The organism is Comamonas thiooxydans (assembly GCF_000964545.1).
GTDB lineage: Bacteria > Pseudomonadota > Gammaproteobacteria > Burkholderiales > Burkholderiaceae_C > Comamonas > Comamonas thiooxydans.
In genome coordinates this window covers 377500-398425 of the sequence record NZ_BBVD01000002.1, presented here as the reverse complement: position 1 = coordinate 398425, position 20926 = coordinate 377500, and the positions used below count along the sequence as shown (strand labels likewise).

The following is a 20926-nucleotide window of genomic DNA, read 5'->3' as shown; positions in this document are numbered from 1 at the left end:
CTCAGACCACGTTGCGGTCCAGGCTTTCCTGCTCGGCACTCGCCGGGCTGATTCGCGTGGATTCCGGTCGCATGGGCATGGTCGATGGACTGTGCTGTCGCTCGGGTTGCTGCGTGGCATCCATCACCTGGTCGCGCCCGCCGCTCTTGGCGCTGTAAAGCGCAATGTCGGCCGCTTTTATCCATTCGGACACCGAGCCAAAACCTTCATCGGCTGCAGCAACGCCGATACTCGCACTGATGTGCAGCTGTGGATATTCGCGAATGCGTATCTGAGCAATTTTTTCGCAAATACGCATGGCGACCGAATATGCCTCCTTGGCCGTGGTGTGCTTGCAAAGCACGGTGAATTCATCGCCGCCGTAGCGCCCAGCAATATCGTTGCTGCGCAGGCTGTTTCTAATCGCCAGCCCGATCATTTTCAAAACATCGTCGCCCACAATATGGCCGTACAGATCATTCACGCTTTTGAAACGGTCAATGTCAATCACCAGCAGGCAGGTCTGCTCCTTGACGGTGCGGTGCTGATGCAGCGCGGCACGGGCTTTTTTCCACCAGTAATCGCGGCTGTATACCGTGGTCAGAGGATCAATGCGTCCCAGTAACTTGAGCTGCAGGTTCTGCCTGGCCAGAGTCTTGAGCATTCGGCTGTTGGACCAGCTTGCATAGGCGCTGTGCAGGATGATCAGCGGCAGCAGGCTGAGCTGTACCGCCAGTGGCGCGCCCCATTGCGGGGTGGGCGTTATGGCGATGCTCATGAAAAGCATGCCGCACAGCAGCGCGATCAGGGAGGGCAGCCAGCGGCGCTTCAAACCGGTATAGAAGCGGTCGGCCACGCCGATGGCCAGAATGCAGATGCTGGGCAGCAGGCTCCAGTGCATCAGAGAAATCCAGCAGCCGACGATCAGCGCATCTATCAGAGAATTGAAATACTCCGCATGGAACTGATCCTGTTGCCGGCTTGAATGCAAAAAAGCAATATGCGGCCATACCAGTGCACTGACCGTCGTGAATGCCCACCAGGCGAGATTGGTCGGGAGATATGACAGGCTCGCAGCCACCACCGCTCCGCCCAGTGCCATATAAGAGGCGCGCAGAGGGTAGGTCCGGCGGTGAATATCTCGATGCAAGGGCATCTGGTGGAGTTGGCTTAAGTCAAGGTTGCGAGAATAATCTAATTAATACAATTTGTATCAAATATTGAGGGGCTTGCGCGGCATCCGCACCACACATGGCGGTTCAAAAATAAAGGCGTGCAAGTCCCTAATGATTGGGGGCTGGCAAGGGCAGTTCGGTACTGAATTTGGCGCGCTTGATGCTGAAGAAGGCTTTGACATTGCGCACATTGGCATCCTGAGTGAACAGCTTCTGGCTCAATGCCAGGTAGGCAGGCATATCGATGGTGGCAATGACGAGGATGAAGTCGGGGCCGGGAGAGACGCGCCAGCATTGCTGCACGCCGGGTTCGGCCACGGCTTTGTGCTCGAATTGCAGTAGTGAGCTGCTGTCCTGCCGGTCCAGCGAGACTTCCACAATGGCCTGCAGGCCATGGCCTGTGAGGCGGGCGATGTGTTCGCTGCTCAGGATGGCGACTTGTTTCTCGATCAGACCCAGCTCCTGCAGGCGTTTGACACGACGCAGGCAGGTAGGGGCAGATAGCTCGAGATGCCGGGCCAGGGCCTGGTTGCTCAGGCTGGCATCCAGCTGCAATTGCTGCAGCAGTTGCAAGTCGGTGTCATCCAGATTGATGGAATTTTCATTCATTTATATGAATTTTATTGAATAAATAATCAATATTCCGATTCGATGAAATTTTCAGTCATTTAGTTGTTTTTATTGATTGAAAATTTTTTATTGCAACCGTTAGCATGCTCGCTCAAACAACCTAAGGTGTACCTCTATGTGTGGCATTGTTGCTGCGGTGTCTCATCGCAATATCGTTCCGGTTCTGGTCCAGGGTCTGCAGCGACTGGAGTATCGCGGCTATGACTCCTGTGGTGTGGCTGTACAGGCAGCGGATGCCAGCGGCTTGAGCCTGGGATTGCAGCGTGCGCGCTCTACAGCCCGCGTGGCCGAGCTGATGGAGCAGGTCAAGACCGAGCATGTGGAAGGTTTCACCGGCATTGCCCATACCCGCTGGGCCACCCACGGCGAGCCTGCCGTACGCAATGCCCATCCCCACTTCAGCCATGGTCCCGGCATCTCGCCCGTGGCCGATGCCGATGCGCCGGCCCGCGTGGCCCTGGTGCACAACGGCATCATCGAGAACTACGAAGCCCTGCGTGCCGAGCTGCAGGCCAAGGGCTATGTATTTGCCAGCCAGACCGACACCGAGGTTATTGCTCACCTGGTGGACAGCCTCTACAACGGCGATCTTTTCGAGGCCGTGCAAGCCGCGACGGCTCGCCTGCATGGCGCCTACGCGATTGGCGTGATGCACCGGGATGAACCTCGCCGTGTGGTGGGCGCTCGTGCCGGCTCGCCGCTGATTCTGGGTGTGGGCAAGGACGGCGCGGAACATTTCCTGGCCAGCGATGCAATGGCGCTGGCGGGTGTGACCGACCAGATCGTGTACCTGGAAGAGGGCGATCTGATCGATCTGCAGCCGGGACGCTACTGGGTCATCAGCAAGAGCGGTGAGCGCCTGACAGAGCAGCAGCGCCCGGTCAAAACCGTGATGGCGCACAGCGGCGCAGCCGAACTGGGCCCTTATCGCCATTACATGCAAAAGGAAATCTTCGAGCAGCCGCGCGCTTTGGGCGATACGCTGGAAGGCCTGAAGAACATTGCCCCCGAGTTGTTTGACGGGGTCACTTCGGAAGGCAAGACCGGCGCGGCGGCCTGGCGAGTATTCAAGGAGATCGACCGGGTCCTGATCCTGGCCTGCGGCACCAGCTATTACAGCGGCTGCACGGCTAAGTACTGGATAGAGGCGATTGCCGGCATCCCCTGCAATGTGGAGGTGGCCAGCGAGTACCGCTATCGCACCAGTGTGTCCGATCCCAAGACACTGATTGTGACCATCAGCCAGTCGGGCGAGACGGCCGATACATTGGCGGCCCTGCGCCATGCCCAGAGCCTGGGCATGAAGCACAGCCTGACCATCTGCAATGTGGCCACCAGTGCCATGGTGCGCGAGTGCGAGCTGGCCTATATCACGCGCGCCGGCGTGGAAATCGGCGTGGCATCGACCAAGGCCTTCACGACGCAGCTTGCAGGTCTGTTCCTGCTGACGCTGGCGCTGGCTCAGTCCAAGGGACGCCTGACGGAAGAGAAGGAGCAGCAGTATCTGACGGCCATGCGCCACCTTCCCGTGGCCCTGCAATCCGTGCTGGCGCTGGAGCCGCAAATCATCAGCTGGGCTGAAGACTTTGCGAAGAAGGAAAACGCACTGTTCCTGGGTCGCGGCATTCACTACCCCATCGCACTGGAAGGTGCACTCAAGCTCAAGGAAATCAGCTACATCCACGCAGAGGCCTATCCCGCCGGCGAGCTCAAGCATGGCCCGCTGGCACTGGTGGACAGCCAGATGCCTGTGGTCACCGTGGCGCCCAACGACGAACTGCTGGAAAAGCTCAAGAGCAATATGCAGGAAGTGCGTGCGCGCGGCGGCGTTCTTTATGTGCTGGCCGATGCCAAGACCAATATCGAAAGCAGCGAAGGCATGCATGTGATTCGCATGCCCGAGAACTATGGTGCCCTGAGCCCCATCCTGCACGTGGTGCCGCTGCAGCTGCTGGCCTATCACACGGCGGTGGCACGCGGCACCGATGTGGACAAGCCGCGCAACCTGGCCAAGTCGGTCACGGTGGAATAAGCCGGTTGCTTCGTGCCACGAAAAAGCGCTCCCATGGGAGCGCTTTTTCGTTTGGGCATGGCAGGTGGATGGCTGGCTTCAGCGCTGGCTAGACTCCTGCCGCTTTGAAGACCCGGCGCAGTACCTGCATGGGCAGAAACTTCACGCGGCGGCGTTTGAGTTCATGTCGGTAGAGGCGCTCCCTCTCAATGAAGTTGATTTTTTCTTTCATTGCGATGTGTCTGGATGGCTAACCCAACTAATCTAACAGTGTAGTGAGCATTTTTCGTAACACCCTGTCAGATGGATACGGCATCAACATCCCGGCGTTGAAGCCCGCATGTCTTGGCATGCATGTAGCCATCTTGGCTCGCCTATGAAAAACGCCCCTTGCGGGGCGTTCGAGCAGAGCGATTTTGCTTACATATTATTGGGCAGCACGGTCACGATCTGCGGGAAGAACCACAGTATGACCAGTGCCAGCACCATCAGCAGGAAGTACGGTGCGCAGACGCGGGCCAGATAGGTGATCTGCTTGCCCGTCATGCCCTGCAGCACGAACAGGTTGAAGCCCACCGGTGGCGTGATCTGAGCGGTCTCCACCGTGATCACGAGGAAGATGCCGAACCACAGGGGGTCTATGCCTGCGGCCTGGATGATGGGCAGAACCACGCCGGAGGTCAGCACAATGGTGGAGATGCCGTCCAGAAAGCAGCCGATGAGAATGTAGAACAGGCCCAGTACCGCAATCAGCATGGCGGGCGACAGGTTCAGGCTGCCCACGTATTCAGCCAGCTGGCGTGGCAGTCCGATATAGCCCATGGACAAGGTCATGAAGGCTGCACCGGCGAGGATCAGCGCAATCATGCAGTAAAGCCGGGTGGCTCCGAACAGCGATTCCTTGAAGTTCTTCCAGCTCAGTGCACCTTGCAGGGCCGACAGAATCAGCGCTCCCATCACGCCTATGCCGGCAGCTTCGGTCGCCGTGGCAATGCCGCTGTAGATGCTGGCAATCACGCCCGAGATCAGCAGCACGACGGGGATCAGGTGGCGCGACTCGTAGACTTTCTGCTTGAAGCTCATGGTGCTGTCGGCCTTGGGCACCTTGTCCGGGTTCATCAGGGCCCAGACCACGATCCAGCCGCTGAACATCAGTGCCAGCATGATGCCTGGCAGCACGCCTGCCATGAAGAGCTTGGAAATCGACAGCTCGGCAGATACGCCGTAGACGATCAAGATGATGGAGGGCGGGATCAGGAGGCCCAGTGTGGCGGGGCCGCCCAGCGAGCCGATCACCATGTTCTCGGGATAGCCGCGTTTGCGCAGCTCGGGCACATTCATCTTGCCCACGGTGGCGCAGGTGGCGGCCGAGGAGCCGGACACTGCCGCAAAAATCGTGCAGCCTATGACATTGGTGTGCAGCAGGCGGCCCGGCAGCGCATTGACCCAGGGCGCCAGACCACGAAACATGCTCTCGGACAGATTGGTGCGGTAGAGAATCTCGCCCATCCAGACAAACAGGGGCAAGGCCGTCAAGGTCCAGCTGCTGGCAGAGCCCCAGATGGTCATGGCCATGGCATCGCCTGCTGCGCGCGCGGTGAAGAATTCCATGCCGAACCAGGCAACGCCTGCCAGCGTCAGACCGACCCAGACGCCGCCGCCAAGCAGGACCAGCAGCACCACGATCAGTGCAATGCTTGCGGTGATTTCATTCATGAGGGGTTCCCTCCTTCTCTACCGCCTTGCGTTTGCCCAGCAGCTCCAGCACCAGCTCGTCGCAGAACGCGATGAAGAAAACAATCGTGCCCAGAGCCATGAAGATCTGAGGAATCCACAGCGGTGTGGCGTCTATGCCCACGGAGATGTCTTCGATCTCCCAGGACTGCCAGACCAGGCGCGTGGAATAGAAAGCCAGAAAGGCCGAAAGAATGGTGGCGATGCCCAGGGCGGTCAGTTCCAGCGCCTTGTAGGCCCTGCCCTTGAGCGCACCCAGCAGCAGGGTGACGCGGATATGTTCACCTTTCTTCAAGGTGCTGGCCAGGGCCATGAAGCCGGCACCCGCCATGGCGTAGCCTGCGTAGGCATCGGTGCCCGGGGCGCTGAAGCCAAAGAGTCTGCTGGTGATGGTCAGCAGCACCATCGCCAGCACGCCGATCATGGCGATGCCGGCAAGCCAGGCACTGCCGTCATAGAGGCCGTTGAGTAACTTGCGCATGCTTGTCTTCCTGAGAGGATGAGGTCATCGGCCGCCCACCCCGGATGACGGGGTCGGGCGCGCCGATGCAATCTGCGCCTTACTTGCCAGCCTTGTAGCCGTCGAGAATGGCCTGGCCGTCGGCGCCGGCCTTGTCCGTCCATTCCTTGATCACGGTCGCGCCGATCTTGCCCAGGTCTGCCTTGAGCTGAGCGGAGGGCTGCTCGACCTGCATGCCGCCTTGCTTGAGGGCGGCAATCGAGCGTGCATCCACTTCCCTGGACTCTTTCCAGCCGCGCTGCTCGGCAGCGGCGGCGGCCTTGAGCACGGCCTCCTGCGTGCTCTTGTCCAGTGCGCCAAAGGCCTTCTTGCTCACGGTCACGGCATTCTTGGGAATCCAGGCCTGCACGTTGTAGTAGTACTTCAGGCTTTCAAACAGCTTGTTGTCGGCACCGGTTGCGCTGGAGGTGATCAGGCCATCCACCACGCCGGTCGCCAGAGCCTGGGACAGCTCGGCCTCCTGCACGGTCACGGGCTGGGCGCCAATCAGTTCGCCAATGCGGGCGGTAGTGGGGGAGTACACGCGCCACTTCATGCCCTTGAGGTCGGCCGCGGAATTGACGGGCTTTTTGGTGTAGATCCCCTGGGGAGGCCAGGCCACGGAATACAGCAGCACCTGTCCCTGCTTGTCCAGCAGCTTCTGCAGCGCGGGTTTCTGAGCCTGATAGAGCCTGTAGGCCTCGTCATAGTTGCTCACGAGGAACGGAAGTCCGTCGGCGCCGAAGATCTGCGACTCATTCTGAAAGCTCACCAGAAAGAATTCGCCCATCTGTGCATTGCCGGTCTGCACGGCACGCTTGATTTCGGGCATTTTGAACAGCGACGCACCAAAGTGCGGCGTGATCTTGAGCTTGCCGCCCGTGGCGGCATCCACATCCTTCACGAACAGTTCGTTGTTCTTGGAGTGAAAGTTTCCAGGCCCGTATGCGGTGGCGAAATCCCACTTGGTTTGTGCCATGGCATGACCGGCAATGCCGATGCCGGCGAGCAAGGTTGCTGTGGCGCAGAAAATGCGACGCTTCATGAAAACTCCTCGGATAAGAGATGCGGACGAATGAACTCAGGCAAGAGTTGTGCCAAAGTAGCATTTGTCTCAACAAACATCCATGAGGGATTTCAACGAGTTTCAAAGAAACGTAGGGTGTTTTATTGCTTTGTTTCTATTGAAAATGGCATTTTGTTGAACAAGATCCCTCAAGGGGCCTTGATCCCTGCCTCTGCCAGACGCCGGGCATAGGCGGCCAGAATGATGCGCTCGGAATGCACCAGGTAGGCACTGAGCTCCTGTGCCGCCTCCGCAGGCCTGCCGGCTTCGAAGATCTGCAGAATCTTCAGGTTCATGCCCACATAGGGTGCATGCAGAAAATGCGGGTCGCGCAGCAGGCCGAAGGCCAGACGCAGCTCCGCCAGCAGATGCGAGAACATCTCGTTGAGGCGTTCGCTGTCGGCCAGGGCCACGATGGCTTTGTGAAACGCCATATTGGCTGTGCCCACCTCGGACCAGTCCTCCGCCTCGCTGTGTCGCTGGCCGCTTTCCACGGCCTCGCGCATCCGCGTCAGTGCAGGGTGCATGGGGTAAGCCTGTGCAAGGGCCTGGCACTCGATCATGCGCCGCACGCGATAGATGTCGATGATGGACGCCATGCTGGGCACGGCCACCGATACGCCCTTGTTGGGCTCGTGTACCAGCAGACCTTCCTTGGTCAGCATGCGGAACACCTCGCGCAAGGTGTTGCGCGAAATATCCAGCGCTTCGCTGAGTGCCGCTTCGGACAGTCGCTGGCCCGGGCTCAGCACGCCCTTGACCAGCTGGCTGCGTATTTCCTCGGCGATGCGTTCGGTCAGGTTCTGGACCTCTGCTGCGACTTTCATGGCGTTCCCTTTTGGCTGTCGCCAGAGTGTAGCCATCGTTCTGTTGACTCAGAGAAGTCCAAAAGAGTGGTGCGACCTAGGGTTTGCTCTATTACAAAGTCTATTTGTTCTGCAAACAATTTCATTTGTGGAATCAATCTAAATAGATTGTTCAACAATTTGAGGAATGAAGCAGATCTGAAACAGAGCTGATCAGCCTTCTTCAAAAGAGCTGGGCGGGGTTGCCGATAGCGTTCCCGTCTTTGGTAGAGCCCGCCGCGCAGCGGATCAGGGCGTGATTTCCGGAGGCTTCCATGCCTGTAGACGTAAACCTGTGGCCGCTGATCGGCGTGCTCATCATCATTGCTGGCTTCGCGCTGCGCTTTAATCCCATGCTGGTGGTCATCGTGACCGCCATCGGCACAGCCTTTGCGGCGGGCTTTCCGCTGGACAAGGTTCTGGCCGCCATCGGGACCGGCTTCATCAAGACCCGCAACCTGCCGCTCATCATCTTGCTGCCGCTGGCCGTGATCGGCCTGCTGGAGCGCCATGGCCTGCGTCAGCACGCACAGAACTGGATCAGCTCCATCAAGTCGGCCACAGCCGGCCGCCTGCTGATCGTCTACCTGGCCGCGCGTCAGCTCACGGCAGCCATCGGCCTGACCAGCCTCGGCGGGCATCCCCAGATGGTGCGTCCGCTGCTGGCTCCCATGGCCGAAGGCGCGACGGAAAACCGCTACGGCAAGCTGTCGGGCAAGGTGCGCGAGAAGCTGCGCGCCATGTCGGCTGCCACGGACAACGTGGGCCTGTTCTTTGGTGAAGACATCTTTGTGGCCTTCGGTGCGATCGTGCTGATGACCACCTTCCTGAAGGAGGCGGGTATCGAGGTCGAGCCGATTCATGTCGCGCTGTGGGGCATTCCCACGGCCATCTCGGCCTTTGCCATCCATGCCTTCCGCCTGCATCGCCTGGACAAGCAACTGGCGCGTGAAATTGCTGCGGAAAAGAAAGTTGCCCAGGGAGAGTCGGCATGACCATCACCATTCAATACCTGTACTACCTCGTCGGCCTGGTGCTGGCGGTGACGGCCGTGATGACGCTGCGCGACGGCAGCAACCCGCGCCGTTTCTCGGCGGGCCTGTTCTGGGCGCTGTATGCGCTGGTGTTCCTCGTCGGTGATCTGCTGCCGCCCGTATGGGTGGGAGCGGTCGCGGTCGTCATGGCCCTGATTGCGGGCTTCGGCGGCGTGATGGGCGGCAAGCATCAGCCACGCACCGATGCGCAATACCTGGAAAGTGCCAAGCGCCTGGGCAACAGGCTGTTCGTGCCGGCGCTGGCCATTCCGCTGATCACCATGGTGGGCACGCTGTCGGCCAAGCATCTGGTCTTTGGCGGCACTCCCTTCATCGACCCCAAGAACAGCACGCTGGTCAGTCTGGGCATAGGCTGCGTGATTGCGCTGGTGCTGGCCTGCAAGATGACACGCGAGACTCCCGTGCAGGGCCTGCGCGAGTCGCACCGCCTGATCGACGCACTGGGCTGGGCCCTGGTGCTGCCCCAGATGCTGGGCATGCTGGGTCTGGTGTTCTCGGATGCCGGCGTGGGCAAGGCAGTGGCCTATGTGACCACCACCTACATCAACATGGATGTGCGCTTTGTGGCCGTGGCAGTGTACGTGATCGGCATGGCGCTGTTCACGGTCATCATGGGCAATGGCTTTGCAGCCTTTCCGGTGATGACGGGCGGTGTGGGCGTGCCCGTGCTGGTTGGCGTCTACCATGGTGACCCGGCCGTGATGGCGGCAGTCGGCATGCTGTCGGGCTACTGCGGCACCTTGCTCACGCCCATGGCGGCCAACTTCAACCTGGTGCCCGCAGCACTGCTGGAAATTGACAAAAATGCCGTCATCCGTGCGCAGGTTCCCACGGCCATCACCTTGCTGATCGTGAATGTGTTCCTGCTTAACTTCCTGATGTTCCGTTAAGAGAGAGTTGCCATGACTGAGGCTGCCCACCGAATCCTGCTGACCGGCTTCGAGCCCTTCGACAAAGACAGCGTCAACCCCTCGTGGGAAGTGGCGCGCGCGCTGGACGGCGAGCTGATTGCGGACGGTGTGGTGCATGCCGTGCAACTGCCCTGCGTGTTCGGCGCGGCCATGGTGGTGCTCGACGAGGCGCTGGCCCGGCTGCAGCCCTCGCTCATCATCAGCCTGGGGCTGGCTGGCGGGCGCAGCGAAATCACGCCGGAGCGCGTGGCCATCAATATCGACGATGCCCGCATTCCCGACAACGCGGGCCATCAGCCCGTCGATCAGTCCGTGGTGCGCGATGCGCCCGCGGCCTACTTCTCGACCCTGCCCATCAAGGCCATGGTGCGCCATCTGCGCGATGCGGGCATTCCGGCTTCGGTATCGAACACGGCGGGTACTTTTGTCTGCAACCATGTGTTCTATGCCCTGATGCACAGGCTGTCTCGCCGTGCGGGCCCCGGCGTGCGCGGCGGCTTTATTCACATACCCGCGCTGCCGCAGCAGGCGGCACGCCAGCCCGGCATGGCCAGCATGGCGCTGGAAACGCAGATTCAGGGCATACGCACAGCCATTCATACGTCCATGACGGTGCAGCAGGATTTGCAGGAACACGCAGGTCAGCTGCATTGAGGCTGACCGGGAGACGAATGATGAAAATGGATTTGAACAGCGATCTGGGCGAGAGCTTTGGCGCCTGGCGCATGGGCGACGATGCAGCCATGCTGGACATCGTCAGCAGCGCCAATGTGGCTTGCGGCTTTCATGCCGGCGACCCGGCCGGGATGCTGGCCACGCTCAGGGCTGCCAAGGCGCGCGGCGTGGTCGTCGGCGCACATGTGGCCTACCGCGACCTGTCGGGTTTCGGGCGTCGCAACATGGATGTGGCCAGCGGCGATCTGGTGGCCGACGTGATCTACCAGATCGGCGCCCTGCAAGGTCTGGCGCAGGCGGCCGGCACCAGCGTCCAGTATGTCAAGCCGCACGGCGCGCTCTACAACACCATTGCCCAGGACAAGCGCCAGGCCATGGATGTGATCAATGCCATCAAGGCCATCAATCCCAAGCTGGTGCTGATGGCTTTGGCAGGTGCGCCCCTGATAGCCTGGGCCCGCGATGCGGGCCTCTGCGTGGTGGCCGAAGCCTTTGCCGATCGCGGCTATACGCCCGACGGCGCCCTGGTCTCGCGCCGCGAACCCGGTGCCGTGCTGCACGACGAAAACCTGATCGCCCAGCGCATGCTGACCCTGGTGCGCGAGGGCGTGATTGAGGCCGTGGACGGCAGCCTGGTGCGCGTGGAGGCAGACTCCATCTGTGTGCACGGCGACAGTCCCGGTGCCGTGGCCATTGCGCGCAACATCCGCCAGCGTTTCGAGCAGGAGGGTGTGCAGATCGCTTCCTTTGTGGAAACAGCACCATGAGTTCCATGCGCTTTTTGCCCGTCAACCGCCAGGCCATTCTGGTGGAGCTGGCCGACCTGCAGCAGACGCTGGTGCTGCTGGGTGCCTTGCAGGCCCAGCCCATAGAAGGCGTGCAGGAGCTGGTGCCTGCCGCGCGTACCATTCTTGTGCAGTTTGCGCCCCATATCATCGGCGCGGCGCAACTGGTGAGGCGCATTGCCGACTGCGATCTCAGCGGCAGCGTGCAGCGCTCGGATGTGCTGGTGCAGATTCCCGTGCGCTATGACGGCGAAGATCTGGCCGAAGTCGCGCAGATACTGGGCATCACGGCCGAGGAAGTGGTGCGCCGCCACACCGGCAGCGAATGGTCGGTGGCCTTTACCGGCTTCGCGCCGGGCTTTGCCTATCTGAGCGGCGGTGACCCCGTCTTCAACGTGCCACGCCGTGCCACGCCGCGAACCAAGGTTCCGGCCGGTGCGGTGGCGCTGGCCGGCAGCTTCAGCGCAGTCTATCCACAGGCCAGCCCGGGCGGTTGGCAGATCATTGGCGTCACCGATGCCGCGATGTGGGATCTGGCGCGCGATCTGCCGGCTTTGCTGCAGCCCGGCTACCGCGTGCAGTTTGTCGATGCTGCTACTCAAAAAGTAGCTGCTGGCGATTTCTCTGGTTCGATTTCAGATGGAAAAGTATCTGAGATCAAGAGCGAGCAGGCGCAAGCAGCTACGAGTTTCAATGGCTGCGCCTTGCGTGTGCGCGCCACGGGTCTGCTCACGCTGTTCCAGGACATGGGTCGCCACGGCCAGGCCGGGCAGGGCGTTTCTGCCTCCGGTGCCATGGATCAGGCCGCGTTCAAGATGGCCAACCGGCTGGTCGGCAATGCCAGCCAGCTGCCGGTGCTGGAGACAGTAGGTGGCGGCCTGTCGCTGCAAAGCGTGGGCGAGAACGTCGTTGCAGTGACGGGCGCGGATGCGCCCATCAGCATCACCACGGCCGACGGACGCCGCTGGTCTGCGCCACGCCATGCCGCGATTGCACTGGCCGATGGCGACACGCTGAGCCTTGCCCAACCCGTCGCCGGTGCCCGCTGCTATGTGGCGGTGCGCGGCGGCTATGAGGTGGCGCCCGTGCTGGGCAGCGCTTCGACGGACACCCTGGCCCATGTCGGCCCGCCTGCTCTGCACAGTGGCCAGTTGCTGGCGGTGCAGCCGGCACGCCATGCCGTGGTGGCCGAGCTGGCCCTGCCGGAGCAGGAGTTGCCGGCCCCAGACGGCGAGGTGGTGCTGGATGTGGAGCTGGGTCCGCGCACCGACTGGTTCACGCCCGAGGCCGTGGCCTTGCTGGCCGCCCAGCGCTGGCAGGTCACGCCCCAGTCCAATCGCGTGGGCTTGCGCCTTGCCGGCGAACAGGCGCTGACGCGCGCCGTGACCAGCGAGCTGCCCAGCGAAGGCACGCCGCTGGGGGCCATCCAGGTTCCCGCCAGCGGCCAGCCCGTGCTGTTTCTGGCCGACCACCCCTTGACCGGCGGCTATCCCGTCATCGGTTGCGTGGCACCCCATCATCTGGATCTTGCGGGGCAGATTCCCGTAGGTGCCTGGATTCGTTTTAACCCCATCCGCGCCTTTGCAGAGCTGGTGCCTGCAAGCGCGCAATGAGGAGTGAGTTGATGAAAAAAGTTCTGATTGCCAACCGTGGCGAGATCGCCGTGCGCATCGCGCGAGCCTGCGCGGATTACGGAGTGAAGTCCGTCGCCGTCTATGCCGATGCCGATATCGATGCCCTGCATGTGCGCCGCGCCGATGAAGCCTACGGCCTCGACGGCGACAAGCCCGCCGACACCTATCTGAACATCGCCAAGCTGATTGCGATCGCCAGGCGCTCGGGCGCCGACGCCGTCCATCCCGGCTATGGCTTTCTGTCCGAGAGCGAAGCCTTTGCCCAGGCCGTGCTGGATGCGGGTCTGATCTGGATCGGCCCGCGCCCCGACACCATTGCCAAGCTGGGCGACAAGGTCGAGGCGCGCAAGATTGCGCTGCAGGTCGGAGCGCCGCTGGTGGCTGGCACGCCGGATCCCGTCAAGGATGCCGACGAAGTGCTGGCCTTTGCCCAGCAGCATGGCCTGCCCATCATCATCAAGGCTGCTTTTGGTGGCGGTGGCCGTGGCATGAAGATCGCCTGGCGCATGGACGAAGTGGCCGAGCTGTATGCCTCTGCCGTGCGCGAGGCCGTGACGGCTTTCGGCCGTGGCGAATGCTTTGTGGAGCAGTTCCTCGACAAGCCGCGCCATATCGAGGCGCAGGTGATTGCCGACACGCATGGCAATGTGGTGGTGCTGGGCACGCGCGACTGTTCGCTGCAGCGCCGCAACCAGAAGCTGGTGGAAGAAGCGCCCGCACCCTTCATCACCGAGGCGCAACGTGAACGCATTCACAGCGCAGCCAGAGCCATCTGTGCGCAGGCAGGCTATATCAGCGCCGGAACCGTGGAATTCCTGCTCAGCGGCAATGGCGCCATCTCCTTCCTTGAGGTCAATACCCGCTTGCAGGTCGAGCACACCGTGACCGAGGAAACCACGGGCATCGATCTGGTGCAAGAACAGCTGCGTGTGGCCGACGGCTTGCCGCTGTCTTTCACGCAGACTCCGGCACCACGGGCCCATTCCATCGAGTTCCGCATCAATGCCGAAGATGTGGGGCGCGGCTTTCTGCCCACACCGGGTCTGATCACGCGCTTTGCCCCTCCTTCGGGGCCGGGCGTGCGACTCGAGTCGGGCGTCGAAACCGGCTCGGTGATCCCCGGCACGTTCGACTCCATGATGGCCAAGCTCATCGTCACCGGGGCCACGCGTGAGCAGGCCCTGGCCCGTGCTCGACGTGCGCTGGCCGAGTTCCGCATCGAGGGCGTGGCTTCGGTGCTGCCTTTCCACAAGGCCGTGCTGAATCAGGCCGACTTTGTGGGGACTGCGGGCTTCAATGTCCACACCCGCTGGATCGAGACCGAGTTTGCCGAGCCGCTGGCAGCGGCTGCTCGCGCCGAACCTGTGGCTGATACCAGCCTGCTGCGCACGGCCATCGAGATCGACGGCCGCCGCGTGCAGCTGGGCCTGCCCGCCATGCTGCTGCAAGGTCTGTCCGCGCCGACGACTGGCGTGTCTCAGGCAGCCGCGCAGCAAAGCGTGGACCCTGAGGCGGTCATCTCGCCGATTGCCGGCAATCTGCATGCCTGGAAGGTCGCCGATGGCGACGAGGTCAAGGAAGGCGATGTGATCGCCGTGATGGAAGCCATGAAAATGGAAATGCAGGTCTCGGCCCACAAGAGCGGTCGTGTCACATTGGCCGCGCAGGCAGGCTCTGCACAGACCTTGGGCGCCGTGATCGCGCATATCCGATAGGCATAGCCAGCCCCGCTCGAAGCGCGACCTCTGTGTCGCGCTTTGTTTTTCTAGCCTCGCTTCACGCAGCTCATGGCCATGGCCACCAGTGCGTCGAGAAACTCGGGTGAGCGGGCCTGCTGCGGCACATCGTGCACGGCACTGTGAATGATCTCGCGCAGGCCCTGGCCCAGCAGATAGGCAGCCAGTGGCAGGTTGTCGGTCTGTACCTGCGAGCCATGCATCTGCAGCAGTGGCAGCCAGGTGGTGTTGATGAATTCCTCCCGGCTGGCCTGCGGTGCATGCCACAGGCCCAGATGCAAGGCCGTGCGATAGCGTGTGTGGAAAGCATGGCTGAGCTGATGCAGGCGCTGCTCGACCCGAATCATGTTCGCAAAGATCTGGCGCAATATGGCTTCGAGCGACAGGCCCTGCAACTGCTCGCGCATCTGGAAAAGCTGCTCGGATTCCTGATCGAGCAGGCGTTCATACACTGCCGCAATCATGGATTCCTTGTTGGGAAAATATTGGTAGATGGAGCCCACGGCAGCACCCGATACTTCTGCAATGCGATTGACCGTGAGAGCGTCCTCGCCCTCTTTTTCGAGAAGACGCAGACAGGCTTCGGTAATGGCATCGACCAGCGCTCTGGAGCGTGCCTGCACAGGCTGTTTGCGCGGTTGCGGCAACTGGTCCTTGGGGCGTGGGGTGGCGGGCGCTTCCATGAAATGCAAGTCCTGTCTTAGGTTTATCTGTTGGCGCTGATTTTTTCTTTTTCCATCAATGACTTGCGATGTCTTTGAGGGGGCTGGAATGCGAGTGGAAAAACGCACTCCTCTGCCTAGACTTTGTACCAGGCAGCTCACCATCCTAGCGCTAAGGAGCGGCCCGACAGAGCCTGAGGCAGACGCTGTGGAGGAGACAGAAGCACTGCACTCGGGCAAGACATTGCATAGAGGAGAAAGCCCATGTCATTCCCCATCTCGGTTCGGATTCTCGGCCCGCGCATCGGTGCCGAAGTGCTGAAGCTGGACCTGGCAGACCCGTTGTCTGCGCAAACCTTGCAGGAGTTGGAAGCCGCCCTGCTCAGACATGAAGCACTGGTGCTGCATGTGCCCGATATGACGCCCGACCAGCATCTGGCGATTGCCCGGCATTTTGGCGAGGCCGAAGTCCATACCTTCTATCCCAATCTGGGCCAGGGCCATGAGCAGATCACAGTCATAGACTCCAAGCTCGGCGACCGTGCCGATATGTGGCACCACGACGAGAGCTTTCTGCCCAGTCCGCCCATCGTCACCATGACCCATGCGCGCATCCTGCCGCCCACGGGTGGAGATACCTGCTGGATCAGCATGACCAGTGCCTACGATGCGCTGTCGCCGCAGATGAAGCAGTACCTCGATGGTCTGAGTGCCTGGCATGACATGAACAGCCCCATGACGGCGGCGCTGCAGCATGGAATCTGCACGCATGAGCGCTATGTGGAAGTGGTCGCGCAAAACCGTCGCCAGTTGCACCCCATGGTGAGAGTGCATCCGCTCACGGGGCGCAAGGCGCTCTACGTCAGCCCCACCTATGTCACGCATATAGATGGTCTGCCACAGGCTGAAAGCCGTGCCATCCTGGCCTATCTGCATGCGCACTGCATGCAGGTGGAGTTCCTGTTCAAGCACCGCTGGGCGCTGGGCGATATGGTGATCTGGGACAACCGCAGCGTGGTGCACAACGCCATCATGGACTATGCGCCGCACCAGCGTCGCATGCACCGTGCATCGGTGTTTGCACGCCAGGGCGCTGCCGCCCAGAAGCACAACGAACAGGAGGCAGCATGCGCCACGACGGACTGAACCGGGAACTGCTGTCCAGATACGCGCCGCGCCCGGGCCGCAAGCCGCTGCTGCCCTCGCTCGGTGATCGCCAGCAGCTTGCGCTGCTGTGCCGCGTGCTCTCGCGCGAAGGCTATAACGACCATATCGCGGGCCACATCACGCTGCGCCTGGATGACGGCAGCTATCTGGCCAATCCCTGGGAGCTGACCTGGAGCGAGCTGACGGCATCGGACATCCTGCGGCTGGATGCACAAGGCCAGGTGATCGAGGGCGACTGGAACATCACTCCGGCCATCCGGCTGCACATGGACGTGCATGAAAAGCGCCACGATGTGCGCGTGGTCATCCACAACCATCCCGAATGGAGCTTGGTCTGGTCGGCCACGGGCAAGGTGCCGCCGGTGTATGACCAGACCTCGGCCCTGGTCGATACCGACCCCGTGGTCTATGACGAATACCGGGGCACGGTGGAGCAGCGTGAGCTGGGCAATGCCGTGGCCAGCGCACTGGGCCAGAGTAAATGGGCGCTGCTGGCCAATCATGGTGCGCTGGTGGTGGGCGAGAGCATTCGACAGGCGCATCTGCGTGCCATCACGCTGGAGTGGCGCTGCCGCCTGGCCTGGCGGGTGCAGGCGCTCGGTGGCGGCACCCCCTTGAGCGATGCCGTGATCCAGGCGACCGGAGCGCGCACCGACCTCAACGGCTTTCCCTTCCTCTGGGAAGCCATGTGCCGCGAGGAAATCCGCCGAGACCCCCGCGTGCTGGACTAAGCCCGCTCTGGCTTCCCGCTCGCTGAGAGTGGGAAGCCAGGACTGCATCGATCTGCCGAAAGCTCTCTTATGTCCATTCATGAATCACCGCTCCCGCAGCGTCCCCGGCTGCTGCTGCACACGGCGCTGACGCCAGCCATGCGCGAGAGACTGCAGCTGCAGTTCGAGCTGCTTGACGCGGCTGCGCTTGATAGCTCCCGCAGCAGCTCGCTGTCTGGCCAGGTGCGCGCAATGCTGTGCAATGCGCAGTCCGTCATCGGCAGCGAGCAGTTGCTGCAGTGGCCTGCACTGGAGCTGATCGTGGTCATTGGCGTGGGCATGGACGGCATCGATCTCGACGCCGCAGAGCAGATGGGCATCCAGGTGCGCAACACGCCAGCTATCTCTGCCGAAGATATCGCCGATCACACGCTGGCTTTGCTGCTGGCTGCCACGCGCGAGATTGTGCAGGCCAATGAGTTTGTGCGGCACGGTCGCTGGTTGCGGGGACGGTATCCACCCACCTTGCGTTTTTCGGGGCAGCGCATGGGCATCGTTGGCCTGGGGCGCATCGGCCGTGCTGTGGCCAGGCGGTCGCAGGCCTTTGATATGTCGATTGCCTATACGGGGCGTGCTCCCAAGAACGATGTGCCGTACCGCTGGTGCGGCAGTGTGCTGGAGCTGGCCGCAGATGTGGATTTTCTCGTGCTCTGCGCCAGCGGCGGGCCTGCAACCCGGGGGCTGATCGATGCCGAAGTGCTGCAGGCCCTGGGCCCGCAAGGCGTGCTGGTGAATGTGGGGCGTGGCTCCATCGTGGATGAAAAGGCGCTTCGGCAGGCTCTGCAGGAACGCACGATTGCGGCTGCGGCGCTCGATGTGTTCGTGCATGAGCCGCAAGTTCCCGAAGCCTTGATGAATCTGCCCAATACGGTGCTGACGCCGCACATGGCAAGTTCCACACGGCATGGCCTGAAGGCCATGCTTGCGCAGGCCGAGTCGTACCTGCTCAAGCACTTCGGACTGCCCGAAATCACAGATTGAACCGCCGCATGTTTGCACCCTTGCTGCAGAGGTTTTTGCCGGGGGGTTGACCTTTACATGATGTCAATCTCTACAGTGGCCTTCAACGTGAATGGAGAACGCGATGAATGCACTGACCAAAAGCGGAGCCTTTGAGCTGTCTGTCGAGGGAATGACCTGCGCATCCTGCGTGGGCCGGGTGGAGCGGGCGCTCAGGAAAGTGCCCGGTGTGCAGGAGGCCGTGGTCAATCTGGCCACGGAAAAAGCCAGCCTCACCGTGGCTGATCCGGCGCAGGCTGCGGCCATCCTGCCGCAGGCCGTGGCGGCGATTGAAAAAGCAGGTTATACAGTACCCGCGCAAAGCGTGGACTTGCAGGTGGGCGGCATGACCTGCGCGTCCTGTGTGGGCCGCGTGGAGCGGGCGCTCAAGAAGGTGCCCGGAGTGCAGGATGCGGTGGTGAATCTTGCGACCGAGCGTGCCAGCGTGCAGCTGCAGGGCAGCGTGGATGTGAGCAGCTTGATTGCAGCGATAGAAAAGGCCGGCTATGAAGCCCAACCCGTGCTGCACAACGTTGCCGCAACCGGGGAGGACGCCGCAGCCCAGCGCCAGGCGCAGGAGCGCGAGTCGCTCAAGCGCTCGCTGATCTTTGCGACCGTGTTCGCACTGCCCGTGTTTCTGCTGGAAATGGGCGGTCACATGGTGCCCGCATTCCACCACTGGATTGCGGGCAGTATCGGCACGCAGAACAGCTGGTATATCCAGTTTGCGCTGACGGCCGTGGTGCTGTTCGGGCCGGGTCGGCGCTTCTTCGATAAAGGCGTGCCCGCCCTGCTGCGCGCTGCGCCCGACATGAATTCGCTGGTCGCCGTGGGCACCTCGGCGGCGTTTGCCTATTCGGTGGTCGCGACCTTTGTGCCGCAATGGCTGCCTGCAGGCACCGTGAATGTGTACTTCGAAGCCGCGGCCGTTATCGTGGCGCTGATCCTGCTGGGCCGCTTTCTGGAGGCGCGTGCCAAGGGCAATACCTCGGAGGCCATTCGCCGCCTGGTGCAGTTGCAGGCCAAGACGGCGCGCGTGCGCAAGGGCGGCCTGGTCCAGGAAGTCGATATCGCCCAGGTGCGTGCCGGCGATGTGATCGAAGTGCGCCCCGGCGAGCGTATTCCCGTCGATGGCGAGGTCATCGAAGGCCGCAGCTTTGTCGACGAATCCATGATCAGCGGCGAGCCCGTTCCGGTCGAGAAGGCGGAAGGCGCCGAAGTGGTGGGCGGCACGGTCAATCAGAATGGCGCGTTGGCTTTCAGAGCCACCAAGGTGGGCGCCGATACGCTGCTGGCGCAGATCATCCGCATGGTGGAGCAGGCCCAGGGCAGCAAGCTGCCGATTCAGGCGCTGGTGGACAAGATCACCATGTGGTTTGTGCCGGCCGTCATGGCCGCGGCCCTGCTGACTTTTGTGATCTGGCTGGTCTGGGGTCCCGATCCCGCGCTGAGCTTTGCCCTGGTCAATGCCGTGGCCGTGCTCATCATTGCCTGCCCCTGTGCCATGGGGCTGGCCACGCCGACTTCCATCATGGTGGGAACCGGGCGTGCCGCGCAAATGGGAGTGTTGCTGCGCAAGGGCGAGGCACTGCAGCAGCTCAAGGATGCCAGGGTGGTGGCGGTGGACAAGACCGGCACGCTGACCCGTGGCCGTCCCGAGCTGACCGACCTGGTGCTGGCCGATGGCTTTGAACGTGCCGCCGTTCTGGCGCGGGTGGCTGCCGTGGAAGATCGCAGCGAGCATCCGATTGCGCGCGCCATTGTCGATGCGGCCAAGGCCGAGGGGCTGGAGGTTCCGGCCATCAGCGACTTCGCATCGGTGACCGGTTTCGGCGTGCGTGCCGTGGTGCTGGGCGATCAGGTGGAGATCGGTGCCGACCGCTTCATGCGCGAGCTCGGTCTGAGCGTTGACGGTTTTGCAGCCGAGGCCCAGCGCCTGGGCAGCGAAGGCAAGACGCCGCTGTATGCGGCCATCGGCGGCAAGGTGGCAGCCATGATTGCCGTGGCCGATCCGATCAAGCCCAGCACCAAGCCCGCGATCGATGCCCTGCACGCACTGGGCCTGAAGGTGGCCATGATCACTGGCGACAACCGCCACACGGCCGAGGCGATTGCCAGGCAACTGGGCATTGACGAGGTGGTGGCCGAGGTCTTGCCAGGCGGCAAGGTCGAGAGCGTGAAGCGCCTCAAGGCCGAGCATGGCACGCTGGCCTATGTGGGCGACGGCATCAACGATGCACCGGCCCTGGCCGAGGCCGATGTGGGCATCGCCATAGGCACGGGCACCGATATCGCGATCGAGGCGGCCGATGTGGTGCTGATGTCGGGCGATCTTTCGGGCGTGCCGAATGCGATTGCGCTGTCCAAGGCCACCATGAAGAACATCGGCGAGAACCTGTTCTGGGCCTTTGCCTACAACGTGGCGCTGATACCGGTGGCGGCAGGTCTGCTCTATCCGTTCAACGGCATGTTGCTGTCGCCGGTGTTTGCGGCCGGAGCCATGGCGCTTTCGAGCGTATTCGTGCTCTCCAACGCGCTGCGGCTCAAGCGCTTCAAACCGGCTCTCTGAAAAGAGGGCATGAGGTGGGCGCCG

The 20926-nt window shown here is 62.0% G+C and carries 18 protein-coding genes; 11 read left to right on the top strand and 7 right to left on the bottom strand.

Features of this window, described 5'->3' with window-relative positions:
* Position 1: 1 nt before the first annotated feature.
* Positions 2-1135 carry a sensor domain-containing diguanylate cyclase gene (locus Cth01_RS03305; RefSeq protein WP_045838512.1) on the bottom strand — a complete coding sequence of 378 codons (1134 nt, stop codon included), beginning with the start codon at positions 1133-1135 and terminating at the stop codon, positions 2-4.
* 127 nt (positions 1136-1262) lie between these two features.
* The gene (locus tag Cth01_RS03300) at positions 1263-1763 is read right to left on the bottom strand and encodes an Lrp/AsnC family transcriptional regulator (RefSeq protein ID WP_045838511.1); all 501 of its coding nucleotides are present in this window, start codon (positions 1761-1763) and stop codon (positions 1263-1265) included.
* 136 nt (positions 1764-1899) lie between these two features.
* Between Cth01_RS03300 and glmS the strand changes: the two genes are divergently transcribed.
* Entirely contained in the window at positions 1900-3816 is a 1917-nt protein-coding gene (glmS, locus tag Cth01_RS03295) for a glutamine--fructose-6-phosphate transaminase (isomerizing) (RefSeq protein ID WP_045838510.1), read from the top strand.
* A 399-nt stretch (positions 3817-4215) separates the two neighbouring features.
* Here glmS and Cth01_RS03290 read toward each other — a convergent pair whose 3' ends face one another.
* The 4 genes from Cth01_RS03290 to Cth01_RS03275 all read right to left on the bottom strand — a co-directional run bounded on the left by Cth01_RS03290 (position 4216) and on the right by Cth01_RS03275 (position 7921).
* Positions 4216-5511, bottom strand: a complete 1296-nt coding sequence (locus tag Cth01_RS03290) for a TRAP transporter large permease (RefSeq protein ID WP_003061766.1) — start codon at positions 5509-5511, stop codon at positions 4216-4218.
* The gene (locus tag Cth01_RS03285) at positions 5504-6010 is read right to left on the bottom strand and encodes a TRAP transporter small permease (RefSeq protein ID WP_012836942.1); all 507 of its coding nucleotides are present in this window, start codon (positions 6008-6010) and stop codon (positions 5504-5506) included. Before Cth01_RS03285 ends, Cth01_RS03290 begins: the two co-directional genes overlap by 8 nt.
* Positions 6011-6089: 79 nt before the next feature.
* Positions 6090-7073 carry a TRAP transporter substrate-binding protein gene (locus Cth01_RS03280; RefSeq protein ID WP_034381371.1) on the bottom strand — a complete coding sequence of 328 codons (984 nt, stop codon included), beginning with the start codon at positions 7071-7073 and terminating at the stop codon, positions 6090-6092.
* Positions 7074-7243: 170 nt separating this feature from the next.
* Positions 7244-7921: a GntR family transcriptional regulator gene (locus Cth01_RS03275; protein WP_003074324.1), complete on the bottom strand. Its 678-nt coding sequence runs from the start codon at positions 7919-7921 to the stop codon at positions 7244-7246.
* Positions 7922-8214: 293 nt separating this feature from the next.
* Here Cth01_RS03275 and Cth01_RS03270 point away from each other — a divergent pair, with 293 nt between their 5' ends.
* The 6 genes from Cth01_RS03270 to Cth01_RS03245 are packed head-to-tail and all read left to right on the top strand — an operon-like array spanning position 8215 to position 14714.
* Complete coding sequence (locus tag Cth01_RS03270; protein ID WP_034364184.1) at positions 8215-8934, top strand: DUF969 domain-containing protein; 720 nt, start codon at positions 8215-8217, stop codon at positions 8932-8934.
* Positions 8931-9884: a DUF979 domain-containing protein gene (locus tag Cth01_RS03265; RefSeq protein ID WP_045838509.1), complete on the top strand. Its 954-nt coding sequence runs from the start codon at positions 8931-8933 to the stop codon at positions 9882-9884. The genes Cth01_RS03270 and Cth01_RS03265 overlap by 4 nt, the downstream gene beginning before the upstream one ends.
* Positions 9885-9896: 12 nt before the next feature.
* A complete protein-coding gene (gene pcp, locus Cth01_RS03260; RefSeq protein WP_034357242.1) occupies positions 9897-10559 on the top strand; it encodes a pyroglutamyl-peptidase I in 663 nt (220 codons plus the stop codon).
* A 20-nt stretch (positions 10560-10579) separates the two neighbouring features.
* The gene (locus Cth01_RS03255) at positions 10580-11347 is read left to right on the top strand and encodes a LamB/YcsF family protein (protein WP_034357668.1); all 768 of its coding nucleotides are present in this window, start codon (positions 10580-10582) and stop codon (positions 11345-11347) included.
* A 5-nt stretch (positions 11348-11352) separates the two neighbouring features.
* A complete protein-coding gene (locus Cth01_RS03250) occupies positions 11353-12978 on the top strand; it encodes a 5-oxoprolinase subunit B/C family protein (protein WP_034409243.1) in 1626 nt (541 codons plus the stop codon).
* 11 nt (positions 12979-12989) lie between these two features.
* The gene (locus Cth01_RS03245; RefSeq protein ID WP_045838508.1) at positions 12990-14714 is read left to right on the top strand and encodes an acetyl/propionyl/methylcrotonyl-CoA carboxylase subunit alpha; all 1725 of its coding nucleotides are present in this window, start codon (positions 12990-12992) and stop codon (positions 14712-14714) included.
* A 50-nt stretch (positions 14715-14764) separates the two neighbouring features.
* On the opposite strand, the gene Cth01_RS03240 is transcribed toward Cth01_RS03245, so the two are convergent.
* Complete coding sequence (locus Cth01_RS03240) at positions 14765-15418, bottom strand: TetR/AcrR family transcriptional regulator (RefSeq protein WP_045838507.1); 654 nt, start codon at positions 15416-15418, stop codon at positions 14765-14767.
* Positions 15419-15661: 243 nt separating this feature from the next.
* Between Cth01_RS03240 and Cth01_RS03235 the strand changes: the two genes are divergently transcribed.
* The 4 genes from Cth01_RS03235 (at position 15662) to Cth01_RS03220 (ending at position 20902) form a co-directional block, all read left to right on the top strand.
* Positions 15662-16543, top strand: coding sequence for a TauD/TfdA dioxygenase family protein (locus tag Cth01_RS03235; RefSeq protein WP_045838506.1), 882 nt, complete (start codon positions 15662-15664; stop codon positions 16541-16543).
* Positions 16525-17295, top strand: coding sequence for a class II aldolase/adducin family protein (locus tag Cth01_RS03230; protein WP_045838505.1), 771 nt, complete (start codon positions 16525-16527; stop codon positions 17293-17295). Before Cth01_RS03235 ends, Cth01_RS03230 begins: the two co-directional genes overlap by 19 nt.
* 69 nt (positions 17296-17364) lie before the next feature.
* A complete protein-coding gene (locus Cth01_RS03225; RefSeq protein WP_052703255.1) occupies positions 17365-18315 on the top strand; it encodes a 2-hydroxyacid dehydrogenase in 951 nt (316 codons plus the stop codon).
* A 103-nt stretch (positions 18316-18418) separates the two neighbouring features.
* Positions 18419-20902: a heavy metal translocating P-type ATPase gene (locus tag Cth01_RS03220; RefSeq protein ID WP_045838504.1), complete on the top strand. Its 2484-nt coding sequence runs from the start codon at positions 18419-18421 to the stop codon at positions 20900-20902.
* The last annotated feature ends 24 nt before the right edge of the window (positions 20903-20926 follow it).

Excerpts from the sequence above, each read along its gene's own strand:
- Cth01_RS03225 (WP_052703255.1), top strand. The coding sequence starts at position 17,365 with ATGTCCATTCATGAATCACCGCTCCCGCAGCGTCCCCGGCTGCTGCTG.
- Cth01_RS03220 (WP_045838504.1), top strand. The coding sequence starts at position 18,419 with ATGAATGCACTGACCAAAAGCGGAGCCTTTGAGCTGTCTGTCGAGGGA.
- Cth01_RS03275 (WP_003074324.1), bottom strand. The coding sequence starts at position 7,921 with ATGAAAGTCGCAGCAGAGGTCCAGAACCTGACCGAACGCATCGCCGAG.
- Cth01_RS03255 (WP_034357668.1), top strand. The coding sequence starts at position 10,580 with ATGAAAATGGATTTGAACAGCGATCTGGGCGAGAGCTTTGGCGCCTGG.
- Cth01_RS03235 (WP_045838506.1), top strand. The coding sequence starts at position 15,662 with ATGTCATTCCCCATCTCGGTTCGGATTCTCGGCCCGCGCATCGGTGCC.
- Cth01_RS03300 (WP_045838511.1), bottom strand. The coding sequence starts at position 1,763 with ATGAATGAAAATTCCATCAATCTGGATGACACCGACTTGCAACTGCTG.
- Cth01_RS03305 (WP_045838512.1), bottom strand. The coding sequence starts at position 1,135 with ATGCCCTTGCATCGAGATATTCACCGCCGGACCTACCCTCTGCGCGCC.
- Cth01_RS03290 (WP_003061766.1), bottom strand. The coding sequence starts at position 5,511 with ATGAATGAAATCACCGCAAGCATTGCACTGATCGTGGTGCTGCTGGTC.
- glmS (WP_045838510.1), top strand. The coding sequence starts at position 1,900 with ATGTGTGGCATTGTTGCTGCGGTGTCTCATCGCAATATCGTTCCGGTT.
- Cth01_RS03265 (WP_045838509.1), top strand. The coding sequence starts at position 8,931 with ATGACCATCACCATTCAATACCTGTACTACCTCGTCGGCCTGGTGCTG.
- Cth01_RS03245 (WP_045838508.1), top strand. The coding sequence starts at position 12,990 with ATGAAAAAAGTTCTGATTGCCAACCGTGGCGAGATCGCCGTGCGCATC.
- Cth01_RS03270 (WP_034364184.1), top strand. The coding sequence starts at position 8,215 with ATGCCTGTAGACGTAAACCTGTGGCCGCTGATCGGCGTGCTCATCATC.
- pcp (WP_034357242.1), top strand. The coding sequence starts at position 9,897 with ATGACTGAGGCTGCCCACCGAATCCTGCTGACCGGCTTCGAGCCCTTC.
- Cth01_RS03230 (WP_045838505.1), top strand. The coding sequence starts at position 16,525 with ATGCGCCACGACGGACTGAACCGGGAACTGCTGTCCAGATACGCGCCG.
- Cth01_RS03280 (WP_034381371.1), bottom strand. The coding sequence starts at position 7,073 with ATGAAGCGTCGCATTTTCTGCGCCACAGCAACCTTGCTCGCCGGCATC.
- Cth01_RS03240 (WP_045838507.1), bottom strand. The coding sequence starts at position 15,418 with ATGGAAGCGCCCGCCACCCCACGCCCCAAGGACCAGTTGCCGCAACCG.
- Cth01_RS03285 (WP_012836942.1), bottom strand. The coding sequence starts at position 6,010 with ATGCGCAAGTTACTCAACGGCCTCTATGACGGCAGTGCCTGGCTTGCC.
- Cth01_RS03250 (WP_034409243.1), top strand. The coding sequence starts at position 11,353 with ATGCGCTTTTTGCCCGTCAACCGCCAGGCCATTCTGGTGGAGCTGGCC.